Source organism: Photorhabdus sp. RM323S (genome assembly GCF_042879375.1).
Taxonomy (GTDB): Bacteria; Pseudomonadota; Gammaproteobacteria; order Enterobacterales; family Enterobacteriaceae; genus Photorhabdus; species Photorhabdus tasmaniensis.
Genome location: NZ_JBHFKZ010000004.1, coordinates 79,709 through 98,220, shown reverse-complemented (window position 1 = coordinate 98,220; position 18,512 = coordinate 79,709). Strand labels below are relative to the sequence as shown.

The 18,512-nt window shown below is 43.2% G+C and carries 17 protein-coding genes; 6 read left to right on the top strand and 11 right to left on the bottom strand.

The genetic code is table 11. The features are described 5' to 3' along the window. The first annotated feature begins 189 nt into the window (after positions 1–189). The 4 genes from apbC to asmA all read left to right on the top strand — a co-directional run bounded on the left by apbC (position 190) and on the right by asmA (position 4,719). The gene (gene apbC, locus ACGF7G_RS03355; protein WP_133815041.1) at positions 190–1,302 is read left to right on the top strand and encodes an iron-sulfur cluster carrier protein ApbC; all 1,113 of its coding nucleotides are present in this window, start codon (positions 190–192) and stop codon (positions 1,300–1,302) included. Positions 1,303–1,545: 243 nt separating this feature from the next. Next, on the top strand, positions 1,546–2,187 hold the full coding sequence (udk, locus tag ACGF7G_RS03350) for a uridine kinase (RefSeq protein WP_133815040.1): 642 nt from the start codon (positions 1,546–1,548) through the stop codon (positions 2,185–2,187). A gap of 60 nt (positions 2,188–2,247) precedes the next feature. Next, complete coding sequence (gene dcd, locus ACGF7G_RS03345; protein WP_387463521.1) at positions 2,248–2,829, top strand: dCTP deaminase; 582 nt, start codon at positions 2,248–2,250, stop codon at positions 2,827–2,829. Positions 2,830–2,883: 54 nt separating this feature from the next. Then, positions 2,884–4,719: an outer membrane assembly protein AsmA gene (asmA, locus tag ACGF7G_RS03340; protein ID WP_387463519.1), complete on the top strand. Its 1,836-nt coding sequence runs from the start codon at positions 2,884–2,886 to the stop codon at positions 4,717–4,719. A gap of 196 nt (positions 4,720–4,915) precedes the next feature. Here asmA and ACGF7G_RS03335 read toward each other — a convergent pair whose 3' ends face one another. Continuing rightward, positions 4,916–6,487, bottom strand: coding sequence for a TerC family protein (locus ACGF7G_RS03335; protein ID WP_387463517.1), 1,572 nt, complete (start codon positions 6,485–6,487; stop codon positions 4,916–4,918). Positions 6,488–6,734: 247 nt separating this feature from the next. Here ACGF7G_RS03335 and gndA point away from each other — a divergent pair, with 247 nt between their 5' ends. Continuing rightward, on the top strand, positions 6,735–8,141 hold the full coding sequence (gene gndA, locus ACGF7G_RS03330; protein ID WP_133815036.1) for an NADP-dependent phosphogluconate dehydrogenase: 1,407 nt from the start codon (positions 6,735–6,737) through the stop codon (positions 8,139–8,141). Positions 8,142–8,310: 169 nt separating this feature from the next. On the opposite strand, the gene ACGF7G_RS03325 is transcribed toward gndA, so the two are convergent. The 3 genes from ACGF7G_RS03325 to ACGF7G_RS03315 all read right to left on the bottom strand — a co-directional run bounded on the left by ACGF7G_RS03325 (position 8,311) and on the right by ACGF7G_RS03315 (position 10,798). Next, positions 8,311–8,577: a hypothetical protein gene (locus ACGF7G_RS03325; RefSeq protein ID WP_133815035.1), complete on the bottom strand. Its 267-nt coding sequence runs from the start codon at positions 8,575–8,577 to the stop codon at positions 8,311–8,313. A gap of 517 nt (positions 8,578–9,094) precedes the next feature. Continuing rightward, positions 9,095–9,715: a beta/gamma crystallin domain-containing protein gene (locus ACGF7G_RS03320; protein ID WP_387463515.1), complete on the bottom strand. Its 621-nt coding sequence runs from the start codon at positions 9,713–9,715 to the stop codon at positions 9,095–9,097. Between the two features lie 591 nt (positions 9,716–10,306). Then, entirely contained in the window at positions 10,307–10,798 is a 492-nt protein-coding gene (locus ACGF7G_RS03315; RefSeq protein ID WP_387463513.1) for a YbaK/prolyl-tRNA synthetase associated domain-containing protein, read from the bottom strand. Positions 10,799–11,057: 259 nt separating this feature from the next. On the opposite strand from ACGF7G_RS03315, the gene yiaY reads away from it, so the two are divergent. Next, positions 11,058–12,209: an L-threonine dehydrogenase gene (gene yiaY / locus ACGF7G_RS03310; protein WP_387463511.1), complete on the top strand. Its 1,152-nt coding sequence runs from the start codon at positions 11,058–11,060 to the stop codon at positions 12,207–12,209. Positions 12,210–12,317: 108 nt separating this feature from the next. Here yiaY and hisIE read toward each other — a convergent pair whose 3' ends face one another. The 7 genes from hisIE to hisD are packed head-to-tail and all read right to left on the bottom strand — an operon-like array spanning position 12,318 to position 18,512. After that, the gene (gene hisIE / locus ACGF7G_RS03305) at positions 12,318–12,923 is read right to left on the bottom strand and encodes a bifunctional phosphoribosyl-AMP cyclohydrolase/phosphoribosyl-ATP diphosphatase HisIE (RefSeq protein WP_387463510.1); all 606 of its coding nucleotides are present in this window, start codon (positions 12,921–12,923) and stop codon (positions 12,318–12,320) included. Then, complete coding sequence (gene hisF, locus ACGF7G_RS03300) at positions 12,917–13,693, bottom strand: imidazole glycerol phosphate synthase subunit HisF (RefSeq protein ID WP_387463509.1); 777 nt, start codon at positions 13,691–13,693, stop codon at positions 12,917–12,919. Before hisF ends, hisIE begins: the two co-directional genes overlap by 7 nt. Further along, the gene (gene hisA / locus ACGF7G_RS03295; RefSeq protein ID WP_387463507.1) at positions 13,675–14,412 is read right to left on the bottom strand and encodes a 1-(5-phosphoribosyl)-5-[(5-phosphoribosylamino)methylideneamino]imidazole-4-carboxamide isomerase; all 738 of its coding nucleotides are present in this window, start codon (positions 14,410–14,412) and stop codon (positions 13,675–13,677) included. Before hisA ends, hisF begins: the two co-directional genes overlap by 19 nt. A 5-nt stretch (positions 14,413–14,417) precedes the next feature. After that, the gene (gene hisH / locus ACGF7G_RS03290; protein ID WP_133815376.1) at positions 14,418–15,023 is read right to left on the bottom strand and encodes an imidazole glycerol phosphate synthase subunit HisH; all 606 of its coding nucleotides are present in this window, start codon (positions 15,021–15,023) and stop codon (positions 14,418–14,420) included. Further along, the gene (gene hisB, locus ACGF7G_RS03285; protein ID WP_387463505.1) at positions 15,023–16,090 is read right to left on the bottom strand and encodes a bifunctional histidinol-phosphatase/imidazoleglycerol-phosphate dehydratase HisB; all 1,068 of its coding nucleotides are present in this window, start codon (positions 16,088–16,090) and stop codon (positions 15,023–15,025) included. Before hisB ends, hisH begins: the two co-directional genes overlap by 1 nt. After that, positions 16,090–17,193 (bottom strand): histidinol-phosphate transaminase, encoded by a 1,104-nt coding sequence (gene hisC / locus ACGF7G_RS03280; protein ID WP_387463503.1) that lies wholly within the window; start codon positions 17,191–17,193, stop codon positions 16,090–16,092. Before hisC ends, hisB begins: the two co-directional genes overlap by 1 nt. After that, on the bottom strand, positions 17,190–18,512 hold the full coding sequence (gene hisD, locus ACGF7G_RS03275) for a histidinol dehydrogenase (protein WP_387463502.1): 1,323 nt from the start codon (positions 18,510–18,512) through the stop codon (positions 17,190–17,192). The genes hisC and hisD overlap by 4 nt, the downstream gene beginning before the upstream one ends.

Below are 18,512 nucleotides of genomic sequence, written 5' to 3'. Positions count from 1 at the left end.
AGTTTGATGTTACCTGATCAAAAAAATTGTCGCTAGGGTAACTCTTGATCTTCGCGAGTTTTATTGGATAAAAATTGAATCAGTGAGTTGGAAGTGGGTTTTTGTCGCGGATCTTATCTGAACGCATTGGGTTCTGTTATGATGAAAAGATGGCTTTTATAGTTAATCATGATAATCAAAGGAGCCGGGATGAACGCAAAATCCCCTGAGCAGACCAATCCTGACCTGCTGAAATCTCAGGTAACAACAATACTTGCTACCTTCACCCATCTGACACTGGAACGCGATCTGACAGCTCTGAAAGTACTGCATCACTGTACGATGCTTGATGATGTTCTACACATTGAATTGATCATGCCGTTTGTCTGGCGGCGTGGCTTTGAAGCCTTGAAAGAGGCGACAACGAAAAAATTGCAGTCAGTGACTGGCGCAAAATCTGTTGCGTGGAAACTGAACCATGATATCAGCACATTACGCCGCGCTAACGATTTGCCGGGAATTAATGGTGTTCGTAATATTTTGGCTGTCAGCTCAGGTAAAGGTGGCGTGGGTAAATCCAGCACCGCAGTAAACCTGGCGTTGGCGTTGGCGCAGGAAGGGGCAAAAGTCGGTATTCTGGATGCGGATATCTACGGTCCTTCGGTTCCGAGCATGTTGGGAACCACCAAAGAACGCCCAACTTCCCCGGATGGGCAGCATATGGCGCCAATTATGACTCATGGTCTTGCCACTAACTCTATTGGTTATCTGGTGACGGATGACAATGCCATGGTATGGCGTGGCCCGATGGCCAGTAAGGCATTGATGCAGATGCTACAGGATACATTATGGCCGGATCTTGATTATCTGGTTATTGATATGCCACCGGGAACCGGTGATATTCAGCTTACGTTGTCACAAAACATCCCGGTCACGGGGGCGCTGGTGGTGACAACGCCGCAGGATATCGCCTTAATTGATGCGATGAAAGGCATTGTCATGTTCCAAAAAGTGAAAGTTCCTGTACTCGGGATCGTTGAAAACATGAGTGCGCATATTTGCGGCAACTGTGGTCACCTGGAGCCTATTTTTGGTACCGGCGGGGCGGAAAAACTGGCCGCTAAATATCATTGCCAACTGTTGGGACAAATTCCTCTGCATATTTCGTTACGTGAAGATCTTGATCGTGGAGAGCCTACTGTTATCAGCAATCCTGATAGTGAATTCACGGATATTTACCGGGAAATTGCCGCGAATATTTCTGCACAGATGTACTGGCAGGGTGAGAAGATACCGACGGAGATTTCGTTCCGCGCTGTTTAATGCCCATATTCGATTAATAGCAACGGGTTATGATTTTCATTACCCGTTTTTTGCGTATAGAAGAAAGAATTCTTTTCAGATTCATCTCTGTTGCAGGGTTTTTATGCGAAACGCTTCGAAAAAAATGAGACTTAATCTTGTTTACACTGGAACAGATACCATTAACTCCCTATAATCTCGCCCGACTCAGCACTCTTAAGTGTTTTGTTCCCCATTTTTTCTAGAATCAGGTTAATCTCTATTATGGCTGACGAAGCACATCAGTGCACAATTGTAGGAATCTCCGGTGCATCTGCCTCAGGTAAAAGTCTCATTGCGAATACACTTTACCGTGAATTACGCGCTCAGGTTGGTGATCATAACATCGGTATTATCCCAGAAGATTGTTACTATAAAGACCAAAGCGATCTATTAATGGAAGAGCGTTATAAGACCAATTATGACCACCCAAGCTCTATGGATCACAGTCTGCTCTTTTCTCACCTGCAAGATTTGAAAGCCGGTAAATCAATTGAATTACCACAATATGATTATGTCGCGCATACCCGCAAGTCAGAAGCGATTCATTTTGCGCCGAAAAGAGTTATTATTCTGGAAGGTATTCTGCTATTGACGGATAAGCGCTTGCGCCAGGAGATGGACTTCTCTATTTTCATTGATACACCGTTGGATATTTGCCTTATGCGGCGTATTAAACGGGATGTTAATGAACGAGGGCGTTCTCTGGATTCTGTGATTGAGCAATATCATAAAACTGTACGTCCAATGTTTCTGCAATTTATTGAGCCATCAAAACAATATGCAGATATTATTGTGCCTCGCGGGGGTAAAAACCGCGTAGCGATTGATGTGCTGAAAGCCAAAATTGGTCAGTTCTGCGAATAATAAAACTTTGCTTGTCAGGCATTGATAAGCATCATCGTATTTGAGTTTAAGAGGGAAATAATGCGACTCTGTGACCGTGACATTATTAAATGGCTTGATGAAGGTAAACTGGTCATTTCTCCACGTCCGCCGATTGAGCGAATTAACGGAGCAACGGCTGATGTGCGCCTTGGAAATCAGTTTCGTGTTTTCCGTGGTCATACTGCCGCGTATATTGATTTGAGTGGCCCAAAAGATGAAGTGGGCGCTGCCCTTGATCGCGTGATGAGCGATGAAATTATCCTGCCTGACGGTGAGGTTTTTTTCCTCCACCCCGGAGAGTTGGCACTGGCTGTCACGTTGGAATCCGTCACGTTGCCTGATGATTTGGTGGGCTGGCTTGATGGACGTTCTTCTCTTGCCCGTCTTGGATTGATGGTGCACGTGACGGCGCACCGCATCGATCCGGGCTGGCATGGTCAGATTGTTCTCGAATTCTATAATTCGGGTAAATTGCCTCTGGCGCTGCGTCCGGGTATGGTGATCGGCGCTTTGAGTTTTGAACCGTTATCTGGCCCGGCTGATCGTCCATATAATCGTCGTCAGGATGCAAAATATAAAAATCAGCAAGGTGCGGTGGGTAGCCGTATTGATGAAGATTAATGTTTTTATCGGTTACTGAGTCGCATTTACCGCTTTAATAAAGCTGAGGAAGTCATGAAAAGATTACTGACGACACTGGTTATTTTGCTGGTCGTGATTATTACCGGTTTGGCGGCATTAGTCATGTTAGTGAACCCGAATGACTTTCGTGCTTATATGGTTAAACAGGTGCAAAAGAAGAGTGGCTATCAGCTTGTTCTGCAAGACAGTATGCGCTGGCATGTCTGGCCAAAACTCAGCATTATTACCGGGCGTATATCATTGACTGCACCGGGAGCGGCGCAGCCAGCAGTGACGGCAGAAAATATGCGCCTGGATGTGGAGTTGTGGTCACTTCTTTCCCATCATCTTGCAGTTAAAGAGGTGATGTTAAAAGGGGCGGTGTTACGATTAACCCCGGAAAGCAAACCGCAGAAAAATGAAAATGCCCCTGTTGCACCGAAAGGGAATACAGCAAATCCTGTCGCTAAAGGGCAACGCTGGAAACTTGATATTGCCAGAATTAAAGTCGCTGACAGTTTGCTTATCTGGCAAAGCGATGATCACGCTCAGTTGAATGTCCGCGATATTAATCTGCTAATGAAACGGGGTGATCAAAACTATATCAGTGTGGAGTTGAGCAGTAAGGTCAGTAAGAATCAGCAAGAACTGGCTTTTAATCTTAATGCAAATGTAGACATTTCTGGTTATCCATATCGTGTGGCCGGTAATATTGGTTCTTTCGATTATCAGCTTCAAGGGGTAGGTATACCCACGGGGGGGATTAGTGGTTTGGGAAAAGTGAATGCGGTTTATCAGAAAAAAACGACAGATGAACCACAAACAATCTCTCTACAGGCCCTGAATTTCACTGCTAATGAGAGTGAGTTGCATGGCAGTATAAAGGCAATATTGGGTTCTCACCCTGATTATCAGATAAATTTATCTTCCCAAAAATTGAATTTGGATAATCTGGTGGGATGGGATTTGCTTCCTGAGGATAATTCAAAAGTTAAACGCCATTACCGAATAGAAAATAGTTCAGCTAAACCGGTGATTGCAGTTTCTAGTCCGGCACAGCCTGATTATGGTGCTGCATTTCTGAATGATTTTGATGCCGATGTGACGGTTAATGCGAACAAATTTATTTATCGGGGAATGGAGATCGACGGCCTGATATTTAAAGCCACGAGTAATGAGGGTATTGCCAAAATTTCTGTTCTGAGTGGGAAATTATTTGGTGGCCATTTCTCCATTCCAACCACTCTGGATGCAACAGGTAATCAACTTAAATTACATACCAAGCCTTTACTGCAAGATATAGAACTGGAACCGGTACTCAAAGCCTTTTCTTTACCACAGACATTTAGTGGTAAATTCAATCTGAATGGCGATTTTTCGGGTAAAGGATATGATGGTTATGCTATTTCGCATATGTGGCATGGTGATCTTGATTTCAGTTTAGTTAATGCCAAAATGCATGGATTGAATATCTCCCAATTGATCCAGCAATCCGTTGCTCGTGCAACGAATAAAGTAAATATCCCTGATGATATGGATAACTTTACCCGTGCCAAAAGGCTTGATATTAAAGCAGTACTTAATCGGGGTGATGTAAAAATCAGTCAGCTTCGTGCTGAATCCGAGCTGCTAAATATTGACGGTCAGGGTGAGGCCAACCTGCTTAAACAAGATGTTGATGTCTCCTTAAAAGTGCAGGTAACACAAGGGTGGAATGCAGATGATGAATGGGTGCGCCGTTTGCGCAAACTGAAAGTGCCGCTGCGGGTTTATGGTAATTGGAGCAATCTGAAATACAACCTTGATATTGAGCAATTGCTGCGTAATGAGCTGGAGGACAAAGCAAAGCAGGCTATCAATGATTGGGTTGAACGTAACAGCAATAAGTAATAAAGAACAATAGGACGCCCTGGAGCATTCGGAGCGCTTTGTTGAACCATTGAAGTTTGCTGGGGTAAACTGCGAAGTTATAATGAATGCCGTCAGGGGACTCAACGCCCGGTACAGTTCATCAGAACTGACCGGGCTTTTCTTTTATTCCCGGAGGAAAATAAGAACTTGGTGATGCTGGTGAAATAGCACCGGGTTATTCTTTATCTTCTTCCTCTGAAACCAATGGTGTAATTTTTACCTTATTAATTCGGTGACTAGTGACTTCCAATGGCTCAAACAGATAATTATCAATCTGCAATTGCTCACCTTGTTGTGGAATATGTTGTGAATGCTCCATCAATAAGCCTGCTAAGGTTTGATATTCACGCTTTTCATCCAGTTGCAAAGGAACATAAAGGATCAAATCATCCAGCGGCATATAACCATTGGCAATCCAGCAGCCATTTTCAGTCGTTTGAATATCATGACGGGCATCCGTTTCTTCGCCATCTACCGGCAGATTACCCGCGATAGTTTCCATGACATCGGTCAGTGTAACGACACCTTCTACAGAGCCAAATTCATCGACGACAAACGCGAAGTGAGTCTGTGCCTGGCGAAACTGCTCCAACGCTTGCAGCAGGGAAAGTTGCTCAGGGAAAATCAGCGGTTGTTTTATCAACGAATGCAAATCAAAAGGCTGTTGATTGAGTTGTTGATTCAGTAAATCAATGACATGGACAACACCTAATGGTTCGTCACTGACATTTTCATCTGTCACGACAATCCGTGTGTGAGGGCTTTTACTCAGGACTTGTGTCAGATTTTCTGCCGGCGCATTGATATCAAGGTATTCCACGTCGTGGCGTGAGGTCATGATACTGTTGACGTTACGTTGCGCCATACCCAGAACCCTGGCAATCATCTGGCGTTCTTGTGGATCAAACACTTCCTGATTATCAGAAATCAGATTGGATGTATGGTTATCCAATTCTGCCTTTTCATGTTTCCCGCTGAGGATACGCAAAACGGCTTCTGCTGTTCTTTCACGCAGTGAGCGGGAAGCAGTAAGAAATCTGCGGCGGTTAAACTGAGCAAACTGGTTCAGGGATTCAATCATAATTGAGAAGCCGATAGCGGCGTACAAGTAGCCTTTTGGTATGTGATAACCAAAACCTTCGGCAACCAGACTGAAACCGATCATCAGCAAGAAGCTCAGACAGAGAATAACGATGGTGGGATGAGCATTGACGAAGGTTGTTAACGGCTTACTTGCCAGTATCATCAAGAACATTGCGATGGTTACCGCTGCGATCATGATACCGATATTATCAACCATACCGACAGCAGTAATCACTGAGTCCAGAGAGAAGACGGCATCAAGGACAATGATTTGCGCGACAACCGTCCAAAATTTAGACGTTTTGCGTTGTTGCCCTGAGTGTACATCTTTGCCTTCCAGTCGTTCGTTTAGCTCCATAGTCGCTTTGAATAGCAAGAAAAGGCCACCCACCAGCATAATCAAGTCACGGGCACTGAATGGATGTTGCCAAAGCGTAATTAATGGATTCGTTAGCGTTATCAGCCAGGAGAGACTAAAAAGCAACACGACACGCATCAGTAGTGCACAGGTCAACCCTGTGATACGCGCTTTGTCTCTTAGTTTTTCAGGAAGTTTATCTGCCAGAATGGCAATAAAGACCAGGTTGTCGATTCCGAGGACGATTTCTAGAACGATAAGAGTAACCAGTCCAGCCCATATCGTCGGATCTGCGATCCATTCCATACAGTTTGTTTTACCTTCTTAATATGACGGCTTATGCCGAATAATGAATAATGGGCATTGACTCATCAAATTTCAATAGTTGATTTTTCATCTGAGGAAGTTTTTTTCAAAAAATAAGTTATGGCGGGATTGATAGCACCAATAACTATCCACTGAGCCTAATCCTGAGTTAACATGTGATCACATTAACAAATTGCATACTAATGATAATTAATGTGCAAGTATTATCATCAGACAGGAGTTATTCATGTCCAAGCAGCAGATTGGTGTTGTCGGTATGGCGGTGATGGGGCGTAACCTGGCACTGAATATTGAAAGCCGTGGTTATTCCGTATCTATATTTAATCGTTCAAGTGATAAAACTGACGAAGTGATTGCCGAAAATCCAGGGAAAAAATTAGTTCCAAGTTACACTATTGAAGAATTTGTCGATTCACTGGAAAAACCGCGCCGTATTCTGCTTATGGTTAAGGCTGGCGAAGCAACCGATAAAACTATCGCTTCACTGACTCCGCATCTGGATAAAGGTGACATTTTGATTGATGGTGGTAATACCTATTTTCAGGATACTATCCGCCGTAACCGGGAGCTTTCTGCTCAGGGCTTTAATTTTATCGGTACAGGCGTTTCCGGTGGTGAAGAGGGAGCATTGAAGGGGCCATCGATCATGCCTGGCGGTCAGAAAGAGGCGTATGAACTGGTTGCGCCAATTTTGCAAGAGATCGCGGCTAAAGCGGAAGGTGAACCTTGTGTGGCATATATTGGCCCAGATGGTGCCGGCCATTATGTGAAGATGGTCCACAATGGGATTGAATACGGTGATATGCAGCTCATTGCAGAAGCTTATTCTTTACTGAAAAATGCCCTGAATCTGAGCAACGAAGAGTTGTATGAGATTTTCACTGATTGGAATAATGGTGAACTGAGCAGCTATTTGATTGAAATCACGGCTGATATTTTCCGTAAGAAAGATGAAGCAGGCCAATATCTGGTTGATGTGATTGTGGACGAAGCAGCAAATAAAGGGACTGGTAAGTGGACCAGCCAGAGCTCTCTGGATTTGGGTATTCCATTGACGCTGATCACTGAATCTGTATTTGCACGTTATATCTCTTCTCTGAAAGATCAGCGAGTTGCCGCCGCTAAAGTTTTGAGTGGGCCGCAAGCACAGTTGTTCAAAGGTGATAAAGCTGAATTTGTTGAGAAAGTGCGTCGTGCACTCTATCTGGGTAAAATCGTTTCATATGCTCAGGGCTTTCAGCAATTGAAAGCGGCATCTGATGAGTACCAATGGAAGCTGAATTACGGTGAGATTGCTGGAATTTTTCGCGCCGGTTGCATCATTCGCGCTCAATTCCTGCAAAAAATTACTGATGCATATAACGAAAATGCAGATATTGCTAACCTGTTACTGGCACCTTACTTTAAGAAAATTGCTGATGAATATCAGCAGGCGTTGCGTGATGTCGTCTCTTATGGTGTGCAGAATGGTATCCCGACTCCTACTTTTTCCGCCGCTATTTCTTACTACGATAGCTACCGTTCAGCCGTATTGCCAGCAAACCTGATTCAGGCACAACGTGACTACTTCGGGGCTCATACTTATAAACGTACTGATAAAGAGGGTGTTTTCCATACTGAATGGATGGAGTAGATCCTGCTATTACCGATTGACCAGAAGAGTGAAGCGTTTGTATTAGGTATGATGTAGTTTTAGCTTCCTCGATAATTCTGGATGCGCCGTTGCGGTTTTTTTATCGTGTGCTGCAACGGTGTGGCTTAAATTAATTTTCAGAATATGATTTATCTGAGAGTGATGATTGTCACATTAATCCCGAATGACGAAATGGCGGCAGTACTAATGCAGTACTAATAATGTGAAAATCAGAACGGCTATTTCCTGCATGAACCAGTCTCAGATTCTCAGGGAAATTGAGACCTTTATCAATGATTGCAATGCCATGTGCATCATAAGAAAAATAGAGTGATCCGTTATCAATATATTCTCTGATATTGACATCTCTTATGTATATTACCTTGATAGTTTTTTCTTTGAAAAACGTTACACCTGTGATTAATTCTTTTTTCATTTTTTCTACTCTTCAAAGTTGATGTGAGTAATATATAGATGGTAGATTTACATAATAAATGCAATATATTGTTATAAATATGAAAGCTTGATATTTACAGTAAGGTTTTTACTGTAATTTTAGTATTCTCATTTAATATGAATATTTTTCATTAATAATATTACGTAAATACCTATAAATAGATATATAATAATGGAATGGTTGGGTTTTTTGATAATTCATAAGATAATCGTTAGATGAGTATTTTTCTGAAAAGAGGAATAGATAAAAATGAATTATCGATTATTGAAAAATTTACTGTTTCGGCAGAAGAGATTACGACCTGTTTTTTATCATTATTTACTACAAGTTATTTATTACATATTGATAAATAAAAAAATAATTTATGGTATCAAAGTCTTTGATGACCATGGAATACACCGTTGCGGTTGATGATATGCCGCAACGGTGGTACTTAAATTTTCAGAACGTAGCCTGTCTGAAAACAAGGATTAATTATTATTACATCATGCCCGGATTAGAACGAAAAGTCGGTACTGATGATATGAATATCAAAACGGTTATTACCTGCGTTGACTATTCTCAGATTTTTAGGGAAATTAGCCTTCTCATCAATAGTAACAACACCATTTTCATCACGATGAAAATAGAATGATCCGTTATTAATATATACTCCAGTATGGGTATTCCTTATTGCAATAGCAGTGACTAACTCTATATTATATGGGAGTATGCCAACGAGCGCATAATCATCATCAGTCGTCGTTTCAACTGGGCCTACGCAATATGTATTTGTGAACATGGAAAATCTTATACCTGAATTGGTGTCATCAATGATTCTTAATGCAACCAGGCATGTATCCTTTGGTGCGACTTTAAATTTAGATAATCCTTTAATTTCTCTATCAATATCTGGATGATCATATTCCCATTCACGATAACGTTGGCCTGGTTCCCAATTACTATAATGACGCCACGCATAGACTTTTGATAGCGTTCCAATTTGTACTGAACGAAATCTATCGTTGAGATCGTAAGGCAGTGGAATAATGCTATCGTTTTCTGGATAATGATGCTCTTCTCCTCGATAGTATTTTCTATCGAAAAAAGTTGCACCTGTAACTAATTTATCAGTCATATTTCTTTACTCCTTAAAAAACTTATTTTGGAAAAATGTAATCTTTCTTTCTGAAAGCAAATTTAGAATACAATGAGTATGGGGTTTTTGTATTTAATAAAATATAATGAACAGATATATTAAATTGTTGCCAATATAACGTTAATATAATTGACATGTCATTTTGTGGCTAAAGGTTGAAATAAAGGTTCTGAAATTAAAATAATTGAAAATTCCTATCAAGAAATACCTTTATTTGGGTGGAGAATTATCCCCTAATGTAATTGATAACTTTTTGTATATGACTAAATAGTGAATAATTAGATATTCATGGTATTTGATAATTATATCTGCCTGTTAAATGTTTATATAATGTAAAAATAATGATAATCATTATCTAATGATATGAATTTGCGGGGGGGAATAGTTACTTCTTTAAATGAAAAAGCTTAAAGTATTATCTTAAATAGCCTATTTCTATAGGCTATTTAATTAATTTTCCGTCATTGAATTGAGAATTATTTGCTTACCTTAAGTTAGCAATGAAATTTACTCATGACATTTCTTCAACTTCAATCGGCCTATTATCACTTTAATTTTCCGTAATTGTATTTATTCGGTCCGCCGAAAATTCACCAGTTCAGGTTGTGCAATTCGGTGATAATCTTTGGTGTTGAGAATGACAGAGTATTCAAGGCTGCCGGCATTAAAGGCCAGTTCATCAAAACGTTCAAACAATAAAGGGTCTGCAACCAGTTTTAGATCTGGATGGAAACTGAAAGGAGGAATAGCCCCGAACACACATTGGGTTAGTTCGGAAACTTCTTTAGGACTTGCCAAGGATGCACGAGTGCCACCGAGCTGTTTTGCCAGTAACAAGAGATCAGCTTGTTGATCCGCAGGCAGTACAGCAAGTACATATTGACGGAATCCTTCTCCTTTAACGTGACAAACTAATCCTTTAGCTCCTTGTCCAAGTTGTGTACCACGGATTTTTGCAACGTCTTCAGAGCGCCCTGCGGTTGGATGTTTCATCACCCGATAACGGGCATGATGATCATCCAGTAACACAGTCAGACGGTTAAATATTTCGTTAGAGGACAAAATAAACTCCTAAGCAATAGTGTAATGAATTGATATATGATCTTTTTCAATTATTGGATTTATTATATTTATATTAAGACATATTACCAACCAGAAAGGTTATAAAGCTGGCATTTGAATGGATATCATCTGATTCTATCGAGGTATATATTTATATTTTTTAAGTTATACGACTTAAATAGAGTTATTATTTATATTTGTTGCAAGAGAATTGTTTATGTTTTCATATTAAAACTATTTTAATATTAAGGAGTTGCTAATGATGACAACGAATTTTTTTATGCCATTGGTAAATATGATAGGGGTGGGCTGTCTGGTTGAAGCGGTAAATTCGATGAAAGATTATGGTTATAAGCAAGCATTTATTGTGACTGACCATGTTTTAAATGAAATTGGAATAGTAGCAAAAGTTCAATCTTTGCTGGCAGATGTGGGTATTGAGAGTGTGGTCTACGATGGGACTCATCCGAATCCGACGACGGTTAACGTTTTTGAAGGTTTGGATATTCTGCGTCAGCATAACAGCGATTGCATTATTTCTTTAGGTGGTGGTTCACCACATGATTGCGCAAAAGCCGTCATGTTAGTGGCAGCTAACGGTGGAGATATTCGGGATTACGTAGGTACTGATCGTTCATCTAAGCCACATTTGCCATTAATTTCTATCAATACTACTGCGGGTACCGCATCAGAAATGACGCGTTTCTGTGTTATCACGGATGTGGAGCACCAGGTAAAGATGGTTATTGCTGATAAAAATATCACACCTGTTTTGTCCGTGAATGATCCGGAATTGATGGTGGGAATGCCGAAAAGTTTAACCGCAGCGACCGGAATGGATGCAATGGCTCATGCGGTTGAATCCTATGTCTCTCTTGGGGCTAATCCAATAACGGATGCTTGTGCGTTGAAAGCGATCACGATGATTAGCCAATCTCTGCGTCACGCAGTAGAAGATGGGAGTAACATAGAAGCCCGTGAGAACATGGCTTATGCACAATTTTTGGCAGGTATGGCATTTAATAGTGCATTGCTTGGATATGTTCATGCCATGTCTCACCAGTTGGGTGGTTCCTATGATTTACCCCATGGTGTATGTAATGCTGTTTTATTGCCGCATGTTCAAGAGTTCAACGCCAGAGTGTCTGCTGGTCGTTTGAAAGACATTGCGGCTGCTATGGGGGTAGATGTAAGAACGATGAATGATCAGCAAGGGGCGGCGGCATGTATTGCTGAAATTCGTCAGTTGTCAAAAGATATTGGCATTCCGGCTGGTTTGGCTGAACTGAATGTCAAACCAGAAGATTTACCAATGATGGCAACAAATGCCTTGGAAGATATCTGTTGTTTGACTAATCCCGTTCAGGCTACCCATGAAGAAATCGTTGCAATCTTCAAAGCGGCTATGTGATCTGGTTTATCCATAGAGACCCAGGCGGGAAATGGTCAGCTTATCGCCATTGTAGAGATCTTTTAAATCAATGGCGGTATCAGCTTTACATATTAACCGCCAACTGCCTCACCTTTCCCGTAATCGGCGAATGACACAACTGAGATCCAGATTTTGGTCTTGGAGAAGAACCATCAGGTGGTACATCAGGTCTGCGGCTTCATTCGTTAGCTCTTCTCTGTTATTAACCGTCGCGGCCAAAGCGGTTTCTACACCTTCTTCACCCACTTTCTGGGCGATTCGTTTAGTACCGCTGGCATATAACTTTGCGGTGTATGAGTGGTCAGGGTCTGCGGTTTTACGGTCAGCCAGTAATTTTTCAAGCTGATAGAGAAATCCCCATTCAGTTTGTGCCGGAGCAAAGCAGCTGTTTGTACCAAAATGACAGGTAGGACCGATCGGGTCAGCGAGTGCTAACAGGGCATCATTGTCACAGTCAGGGTAGATATTGACCAAATTAAGAAAATGGCCGGAGTTTTCACCTTTGGTCCACAGACGCTGTTTGCTACGGGAAAAGAAAGTGATTTTACCCGAGTTGATAGTGGTATTAAGGGCTTCTTTATTCATATAACCCATCATGAGGACATCACCAGATACCGCATGTTGTACGATAACCGGCATCATGTAGGTGACTTTTTCCCAATCCAATTCTTCGATTTGTTGTTCGGTCAGCAAGTTCTTATCTCCACGTTTTGTTGTGCAAGGTACTGTTTCAATTCACCAATATTAATAATATGTTTATGAAATACTGATGCGGCGAGCGCACCATCGACATTTGCCTGTTTAAAAGCGTCGAGGAAGTGTTCTGGTGCCCCCGCACCACCGGAGGCAATGAGAGGGACATGGCAGACGTCGCGTATCTGTTTTAGTTGCGTCAGATCGTAGCCATTGCAGACACCATCCTGGTTCATCATATTCAGTACGATTTCGCCGGCACCACGGCGTTGTACTTCTTTTACCCAATCGAGGGTTTGCCATTGAGTCGCTGTGGTCTGTTTTTCATCCCCGGTAAACTGATAAACCTGATAGCAGCCGGTGCTTTCATTAAACCAGCTATCAATTCCTGCGACGATGCATTGAATGCCATAACGATCCGCCAAACGGGTAATTAAAGTTGGGTCAGTAAGTGCAGGGGAGTTGATAGAGATTTTATCTGCCCCAAACGAGAGGATTTTCCCTGCATCTTCGACGGTTTTAATGCCACCGGCGACGCAGAAAGGGATATCAATCACTTCTGCCACTCTGGCTACCCAACTTTTATTTACCACTCGTCCATCAGATGAGGCGGTAATATCGTAGAAAACCAGCTCGTCGGCACCTTCTTTTGCATAGCGTTGAGCCAGTGGAACAATATCACCGATGATCTCGTGGTTACGAAACTGAACACCTTTAACCACTTGCCCATCACGAACATCAAGACAAGGGATTATGCGTTTTGCCAGCATTGAATTGCCTCCGTTAGTGTAAATTTCCCATCGAGTAATGCACGACCAATAATCACTCCGGCTACACCGTTGGCAGGCAGAGAGGCGATATCATTTAACGTGCCAATACCTCCTGAAGCCTGAAACGCAATTTGCGGATAGCATTGGCAAATTTCTCGATAGAGTTCGATGTTCGAGCCATTCAGCGTGCCATCGCGGGAGATGTCGGTACACAGGACATATTTCAGTCCCAAAGGCAGATATTGTTCAACAACCTGTTCTAGCGTGACAGATGAATTTTCCTGCCAGCCATTGATAGCAACCTGTTTCATACCTGCGTCATTGATGCGTATATCCAGTGCCAGCACAATGTTTTCTGCACCATAACGTTCAAACCATTGCATAACTAATGCCGGTTGTTTTATGGCGGTGGAGCCAATGACAACCCGGTTGGCCCCGGCATTAAGCAATGTTTTTACATCTTCTTCTGTACGGATGCCGCCACCGACCTGAACAGGCACGGAAACAGCCGAAAGTAACTTTCGCAGTAAAGGCGTTTGGCGGGCTGATGGATCTTTAGCTCCAGTCAGATCGACCAGATGGAGTAGTTTTGCTCCCTGTTGAGCATATTGCTGAAAATGGGACAGAGGATCATATTGATAATCCCGCTGTTGATCATAATTTCCCTGATGTAACCTTACGACCTGACCATCAATCAAATCTAATGCCGGTATAATCATTGCGTTTACATCTCCAGAAAATTCTTTAATAGCCTGGCTCCGGTGGCACCAGAACGTTCAGGGTGAAACTGCACACCAAAGAAGTTATCTTTAGCAATGGCACTGCTGAAACTATTGCCATATTCAGTCTGAGCGATTGTGTAGGTATTCACCGGGATCGCGTAACTATGAACGAAATAGAAATAGCTATTGTCTTCAATACCATGGAATAGAGGATGCCCGGCTTGTGGCAGAACCTGATTCCAGCCCATATGAGGCAACGGAAGCCCATTGGTAGCCATTTTTTTGACCGGTGAGTCAAAAAGCTCAAGCAGGGTGACATTATCACCTATGACATGATTGCCTTCTTCGCTGGTGGCAGCGAATAACTGCATACCAAGGCAAATACCTAACACCGGTTGGCTCAGTAGTTTAATTAACGGGATAAGTTCCCGTTGTTTCAGTTGATCTATTGCTGCACCCGCTGTGCCGACGCCGGGCAGAAGTAATTTATCTGCGGCCAGGATCGTTGCTGCGTCCAGACTGATTTCAGGCTTATAGCCTAATTTTTGGATGGCATAAACTACTGATGACAAGTTAGCGCAGCCAGTATCAAGAATGACGACTTTCATCATAGGACCCCCTTGGAACTCGGCAGTGTATCGCCTTCTATCCGAATTGCCTGACGCAGTGTCCGGCCAAAGACTTTGAACAAGCTTTCCGCTCTGTGGTGATCATTGCTGCCTTTCGTTTCCAGGTGCAGTGTGCAGGCCATTGCATAAGAGAGTGAACGGAAGAAATGCTCAACCATTTCGGTACTCAGATCACCCACCTGCTGGTATTTGAATTCCGCTTTATATTCAAGATGAGGGCGACCGGAGATGTCCAGAGCACAGCGGGCAAGACATTCATCCATCGGTAACACAAAACCGAAGCGGCAGATGCCTCGTTTATCTCCCAGAGCCAGCTTTAACGCTTCGCCGAGAGCCAGACCGGTATCCTCAACAGTGTGGTGATCATCAATACAGAGATCGCCGTTAACCTGGACATGCATACGGAAACCACCGTGGGTAGCAATCTGATCCAGCATATGGTCGAAGAATCCGACACCGGTATTGATCATACTGTTACCTTCATGATCGAGCCAAACGTCAATATTGATGGAAGTCTCTTTTGTCACTCGCTGAACGTGAGCATGGCGATCTTTACGGGTTAGTTGCTCACTTATGGTTCGCCAGCCAAGATTTTTCGGATGGTAACGTAACCCCTGAATCCCTATATTTTCAGCCAGTTGCAGATCTGTTTCCCGGTCACCAATAACATAGCTGTTAGTTGTATCCATCAAGCCTTCCGTCAGATATTTTTCTACCAATTTTATTTTGGGCTTACGGCAATTGCAGTTATCTTCTGGTTTGTGCGGGCAAATTAACACTTCGTCAAAGTGGATCCCTTGAGAACTAAAAATCTGCATCATCAGGTTGTGTGGCGGTTCAAACTGTTCCAATGGAAAGCTATTGGTACCAAGGCCATCCTGATTAGTGATCATAATCAGCTTGAAACCTGATTTTTGCAGGGCAAGCAGAGCAGGAATAACATCAGCTTCCAATGCCAGTTTGTCCAGGCGATCAACCTGAAAATCTGTTAATGGTTCAGTGATCAGTGTGCCATCCCGGTCAATAAAAAGGAGTTTCTGGTTCATCAGCGTGCGGTTTCCTTTTGCTGTTCATTTTTAGTGGAAAGGGTGCTGATGGCTGCAACCACCTGCTCACACTCTTTACGGGTGCCTATGGTGATCCGCAGGCAACCATCCAATCCGGGCTGTTTGCGCTGGTCGCGCAGGATAATGCCCTGATGCCATAATGTCCTGAAAATGGTCTCGGTGTCATAGAATTTCACCAGTATGTAGTTGGTTTCACTGGGAAATACGTTTTCAACGATGGCCAATTTATTCAGAGCTTGCTGCAAGTAGTCGCGGTTCTCCCTGATTTCTACGACCCGTTTTTGCATAACGGCAATACCTTCTGCTGTCAGTGCCTGTGCTGCAATATTCGCAACAGGCGTGGAAAGCGGATAAGGCGCAATGACTTTTAATAACAGAGTGATGATATCCACAGAAGCGAGAGTAAATCCACAGCGTAAGCCCGCTAAAGCAAAAGCTTTCGAGAGGGTTCGCAAAATGACTAAATTCGGATAGTTTTTTAGCCAGCTTGCGATACTATTTTCCGGACAGAACTCGATATAGGCTTCATCAATAGTGACAATTGCGCGATTAGCGGCCAGTTCGAGAACTTTACGCAGTGAATCAGGGTTAATCGCGTTCCCTGTTGGGTTATTAGGGCTACAGATATAGATAAGCTTTACCCGGTCGAGGTTATTTGCGATCGCTTCGATATCCAGTTGCCAATTTTCTAGTGCGGCAATTTTCTTTTGTTCGACACCGAAAGCTTCCGCGCTGACACTGTACATACCATAAGTCGGAGGGCAGAACAGCACAGCATCTTGTCCGGGTTCACAAAAGACACGGATCAGTAGCTCAATGGATTCATCTGCACCACGGCAGGCCAGCACCTGCTCAGGTTGCAAACCGGCATAGGCAGCATAACGGCGGATAACTGATGCAGGCTGGCAGTCAGGATAACGGTTCAGTGTTTGCCCGGTGAATTGGAAATCAGGTGCCAGTGGGTATTCATTGGCATTCAACCAAACATCGCCATTGCCACCGAGGCGACGGGCGGACATATAAGGTATTAAGTTGCGGATATTTTCGCGTGCCAATAGATTGGCATCAAAAACGTTATTCATGTGCACTCCCTATCTGCAATATTTAGTGCAGCCACGCGTAAAGTGACGGCGTTTTTGTGAGCAGTCAGTTGTTCTGCCTGCGCCAGTGTTTCAATAGTTTTGGATAAGTTCAGTAGCCCTTGCGGAGTGAGTTGCTGAATCGTCATCCGTTTTAGGAAATCAGCCAGACCAAGGCTGGAATAAGTTGAGGTGTAGCCATAGGTTGGTAAGACGTGATTGGTTCCTGAGGCGTAATCTCCCGCAGATTCCGGCGACCAGTCGCCAAGGAAAACCGAGCCGGCATTGGTGATTTTTTCAACCAGCTGTTCTGGTTGACAAGTTTGAATAATCAGGTGCTCAGGGCCGTAGCGGTTACTGATTTCCATACACTGTTGCAGGTTTTTTGTCACAATAATGCGGCTGTGTTCCAGTGCTTTGGCGGCAATCTGTTTGCGGGAAAGCTGGATAAGCTGTTTTTCGATTTCCGCTATAACTTTTTTGGCTAGATTCTCATTAGGAGTGACCAATATGACTTGTGAATCCGGGCCATGTTCTGCTTGTGAGAGTAAATCGGCAGCAGCAAATACAGGATTTGCCCCCTCATCAGCAATAATAAGCACTTCCGATGGTCCGGCAGGCATATCAATAGCGGCACCATCCATTCGCTGACTAATTTGTCTTTTAGCCTCAGTGACATAAGCGTTACCAGGACCAAAAACCTTATCTATTTTGGGTATGGATTCTGTTCCGAATGCCATAGCGGCAATGGCCTGCGCTCCGCCAATCTGGAATATTTCCGTAATTCCGCACAGTTTGGCGGCATAGAGAATTTCATCGGCAATCGGTGGCGGAGAACAGAGTACTACTTTACGGCAACCCGCTATTTTGGCAGGCGTTCCGAGCATCAAAACGGTAGAAGGTAATGGCGCGGAACCTCCGGGGATATACAACCCGACAGAATCAATGGGCCGTGTTATTTGTCGGCAATGGACTCCAGGCTGAGTTTCCACGTTAATCTCCACTGGTTTCTGCGCTTCGTGGAAAACGCGGATATTATTCATTGCTTGCAGCATCGCCTGTTTAATTTCATTATTCAGGCGGTTCTCTGCGGCTTCTATCTCTTCCGGCGAGATACGGATATTTTTAATAGTGGTTTTGTCGAAACGTTGGCTGAGTTCCCGCAGAGTGTTATCACCATCCGCTTTGACTGCATTCAGAATGTGTTCCACTGTGCGGGAAATTTCTTCTGAAGCCGCAACAGCAGGGCGTGTCAGCAAATTGCTTTGCTGTTCAGCATTACATTCCTGCCAACGAATCAAGGTTTCGAAACGGGTAGTCAT

What these genes read in the sequence shown, in the direction of transcription:
- hisF (WP_387463509.1), bottom strand. Translation starts at nt 13,693, where the DNA reads ATGCTGGCAAAACGCATAATCCCTTGTCTTGATGTTCGTGATGGGCAA.
- hisB (WP_387463505.1), bottom strand. Translation starts at nt 16,090, where the DNA reads ATGAACCAGAAACTCCTTTTTATTGACCGGGATGGCACACTGATCACT.
- ACGF7G_RS03320 (WP_387463515.1), bottom strand. Translation starts at nt 9,715, where the DNA reads ATGACTGATAAATTAGTTACAGGTGCAACTTTTTTCGATAGAAAATAC.
- ACGF7G_RS03325 (WP_133815035.1), bottom strand. Translation starts at nt 8,577, where the DNA reads ATGAAAAAAGAATTAATCACAGGTGTAACGTTTTTCAAAGAAAAAACT.
- dcd (WP_387463521.1), top strand. Translation starts at nt 2,248, where the DNA reads ATGCGACTCTGTGACCGTGACATTATTAAATGGCTTGATGAAGGTAAA.
- hisC (WP_387463503.1), bottom strand. Translation starts at nt 17,193, where the DNA reads ATGAATAACGTTTTTGATGCCAATCTATTGGCACGCGAAAATATCCGC.
- apbC (WP_133815041.1), top strand. Translation starts at nt 190, where the DNA reads ATGAACGCAAAATCCCCTGAGCAGACCAATCCTGACCTGCTGAAATCT.
- ACGF7G_RS03335 (WP_387463517.1), bottom strand. Translation starts at nt 6,487, where the DNA reads ATGGAATGGATCGCAGATCCGACGATATGGGCTGGACTGGTTACTCTT.
- udk (WP_133815040.1), top strand. Translation starts at nt 1,546, where the DNA reads ATGGCTGACGAAGCACATCAGTGCACAATTGTAGGAATCTCCGGTGCA.
- yiaY (WP_387463511.1), top strand. Translation starts at nt 11,058, where the DNA reads ATGATGACAACGAATTTTTTTATGCCATTGGTAAATATGATAGGGGTG.
- hisH (WP_133815376.1), bottom strand. Translation starts at nt 15,023, where the DNA reads ATGAAAGTCGTCATTCTTGATACTGGCTGCGCTAACTTGTCATCAGTA.
- hisA (WP_387463507.1), bottom strand. Translation starts at nt 14,412, where the DNA reads ATGATTATACCGGCATTAGATTTGATTGATGGTCAGGTCGTAAGGTTA.
- hisD (WP_387463502.1), bottom strand. Translation starts at nt 18,512, where the DNA reads ATGACTACCCGTTTCGAAACCTTGATTCGTTGGCAGGAATGTAATGCT.
- gndA (WP_133815036.1), top strand. Translation starts at nt 6,735, where the DNA reads ATGTCCAAGCAGCAGATTGGTGTTGTCGGTATGGCGGTGATGGGGCGT.
- asmA (WP_387463519.1), top strand. Translation starts at nt 2,884, where the DNA reads ATGAAAAGATTACTGACGACACTGGTTATTTTGCTGGTCGTGATTATT.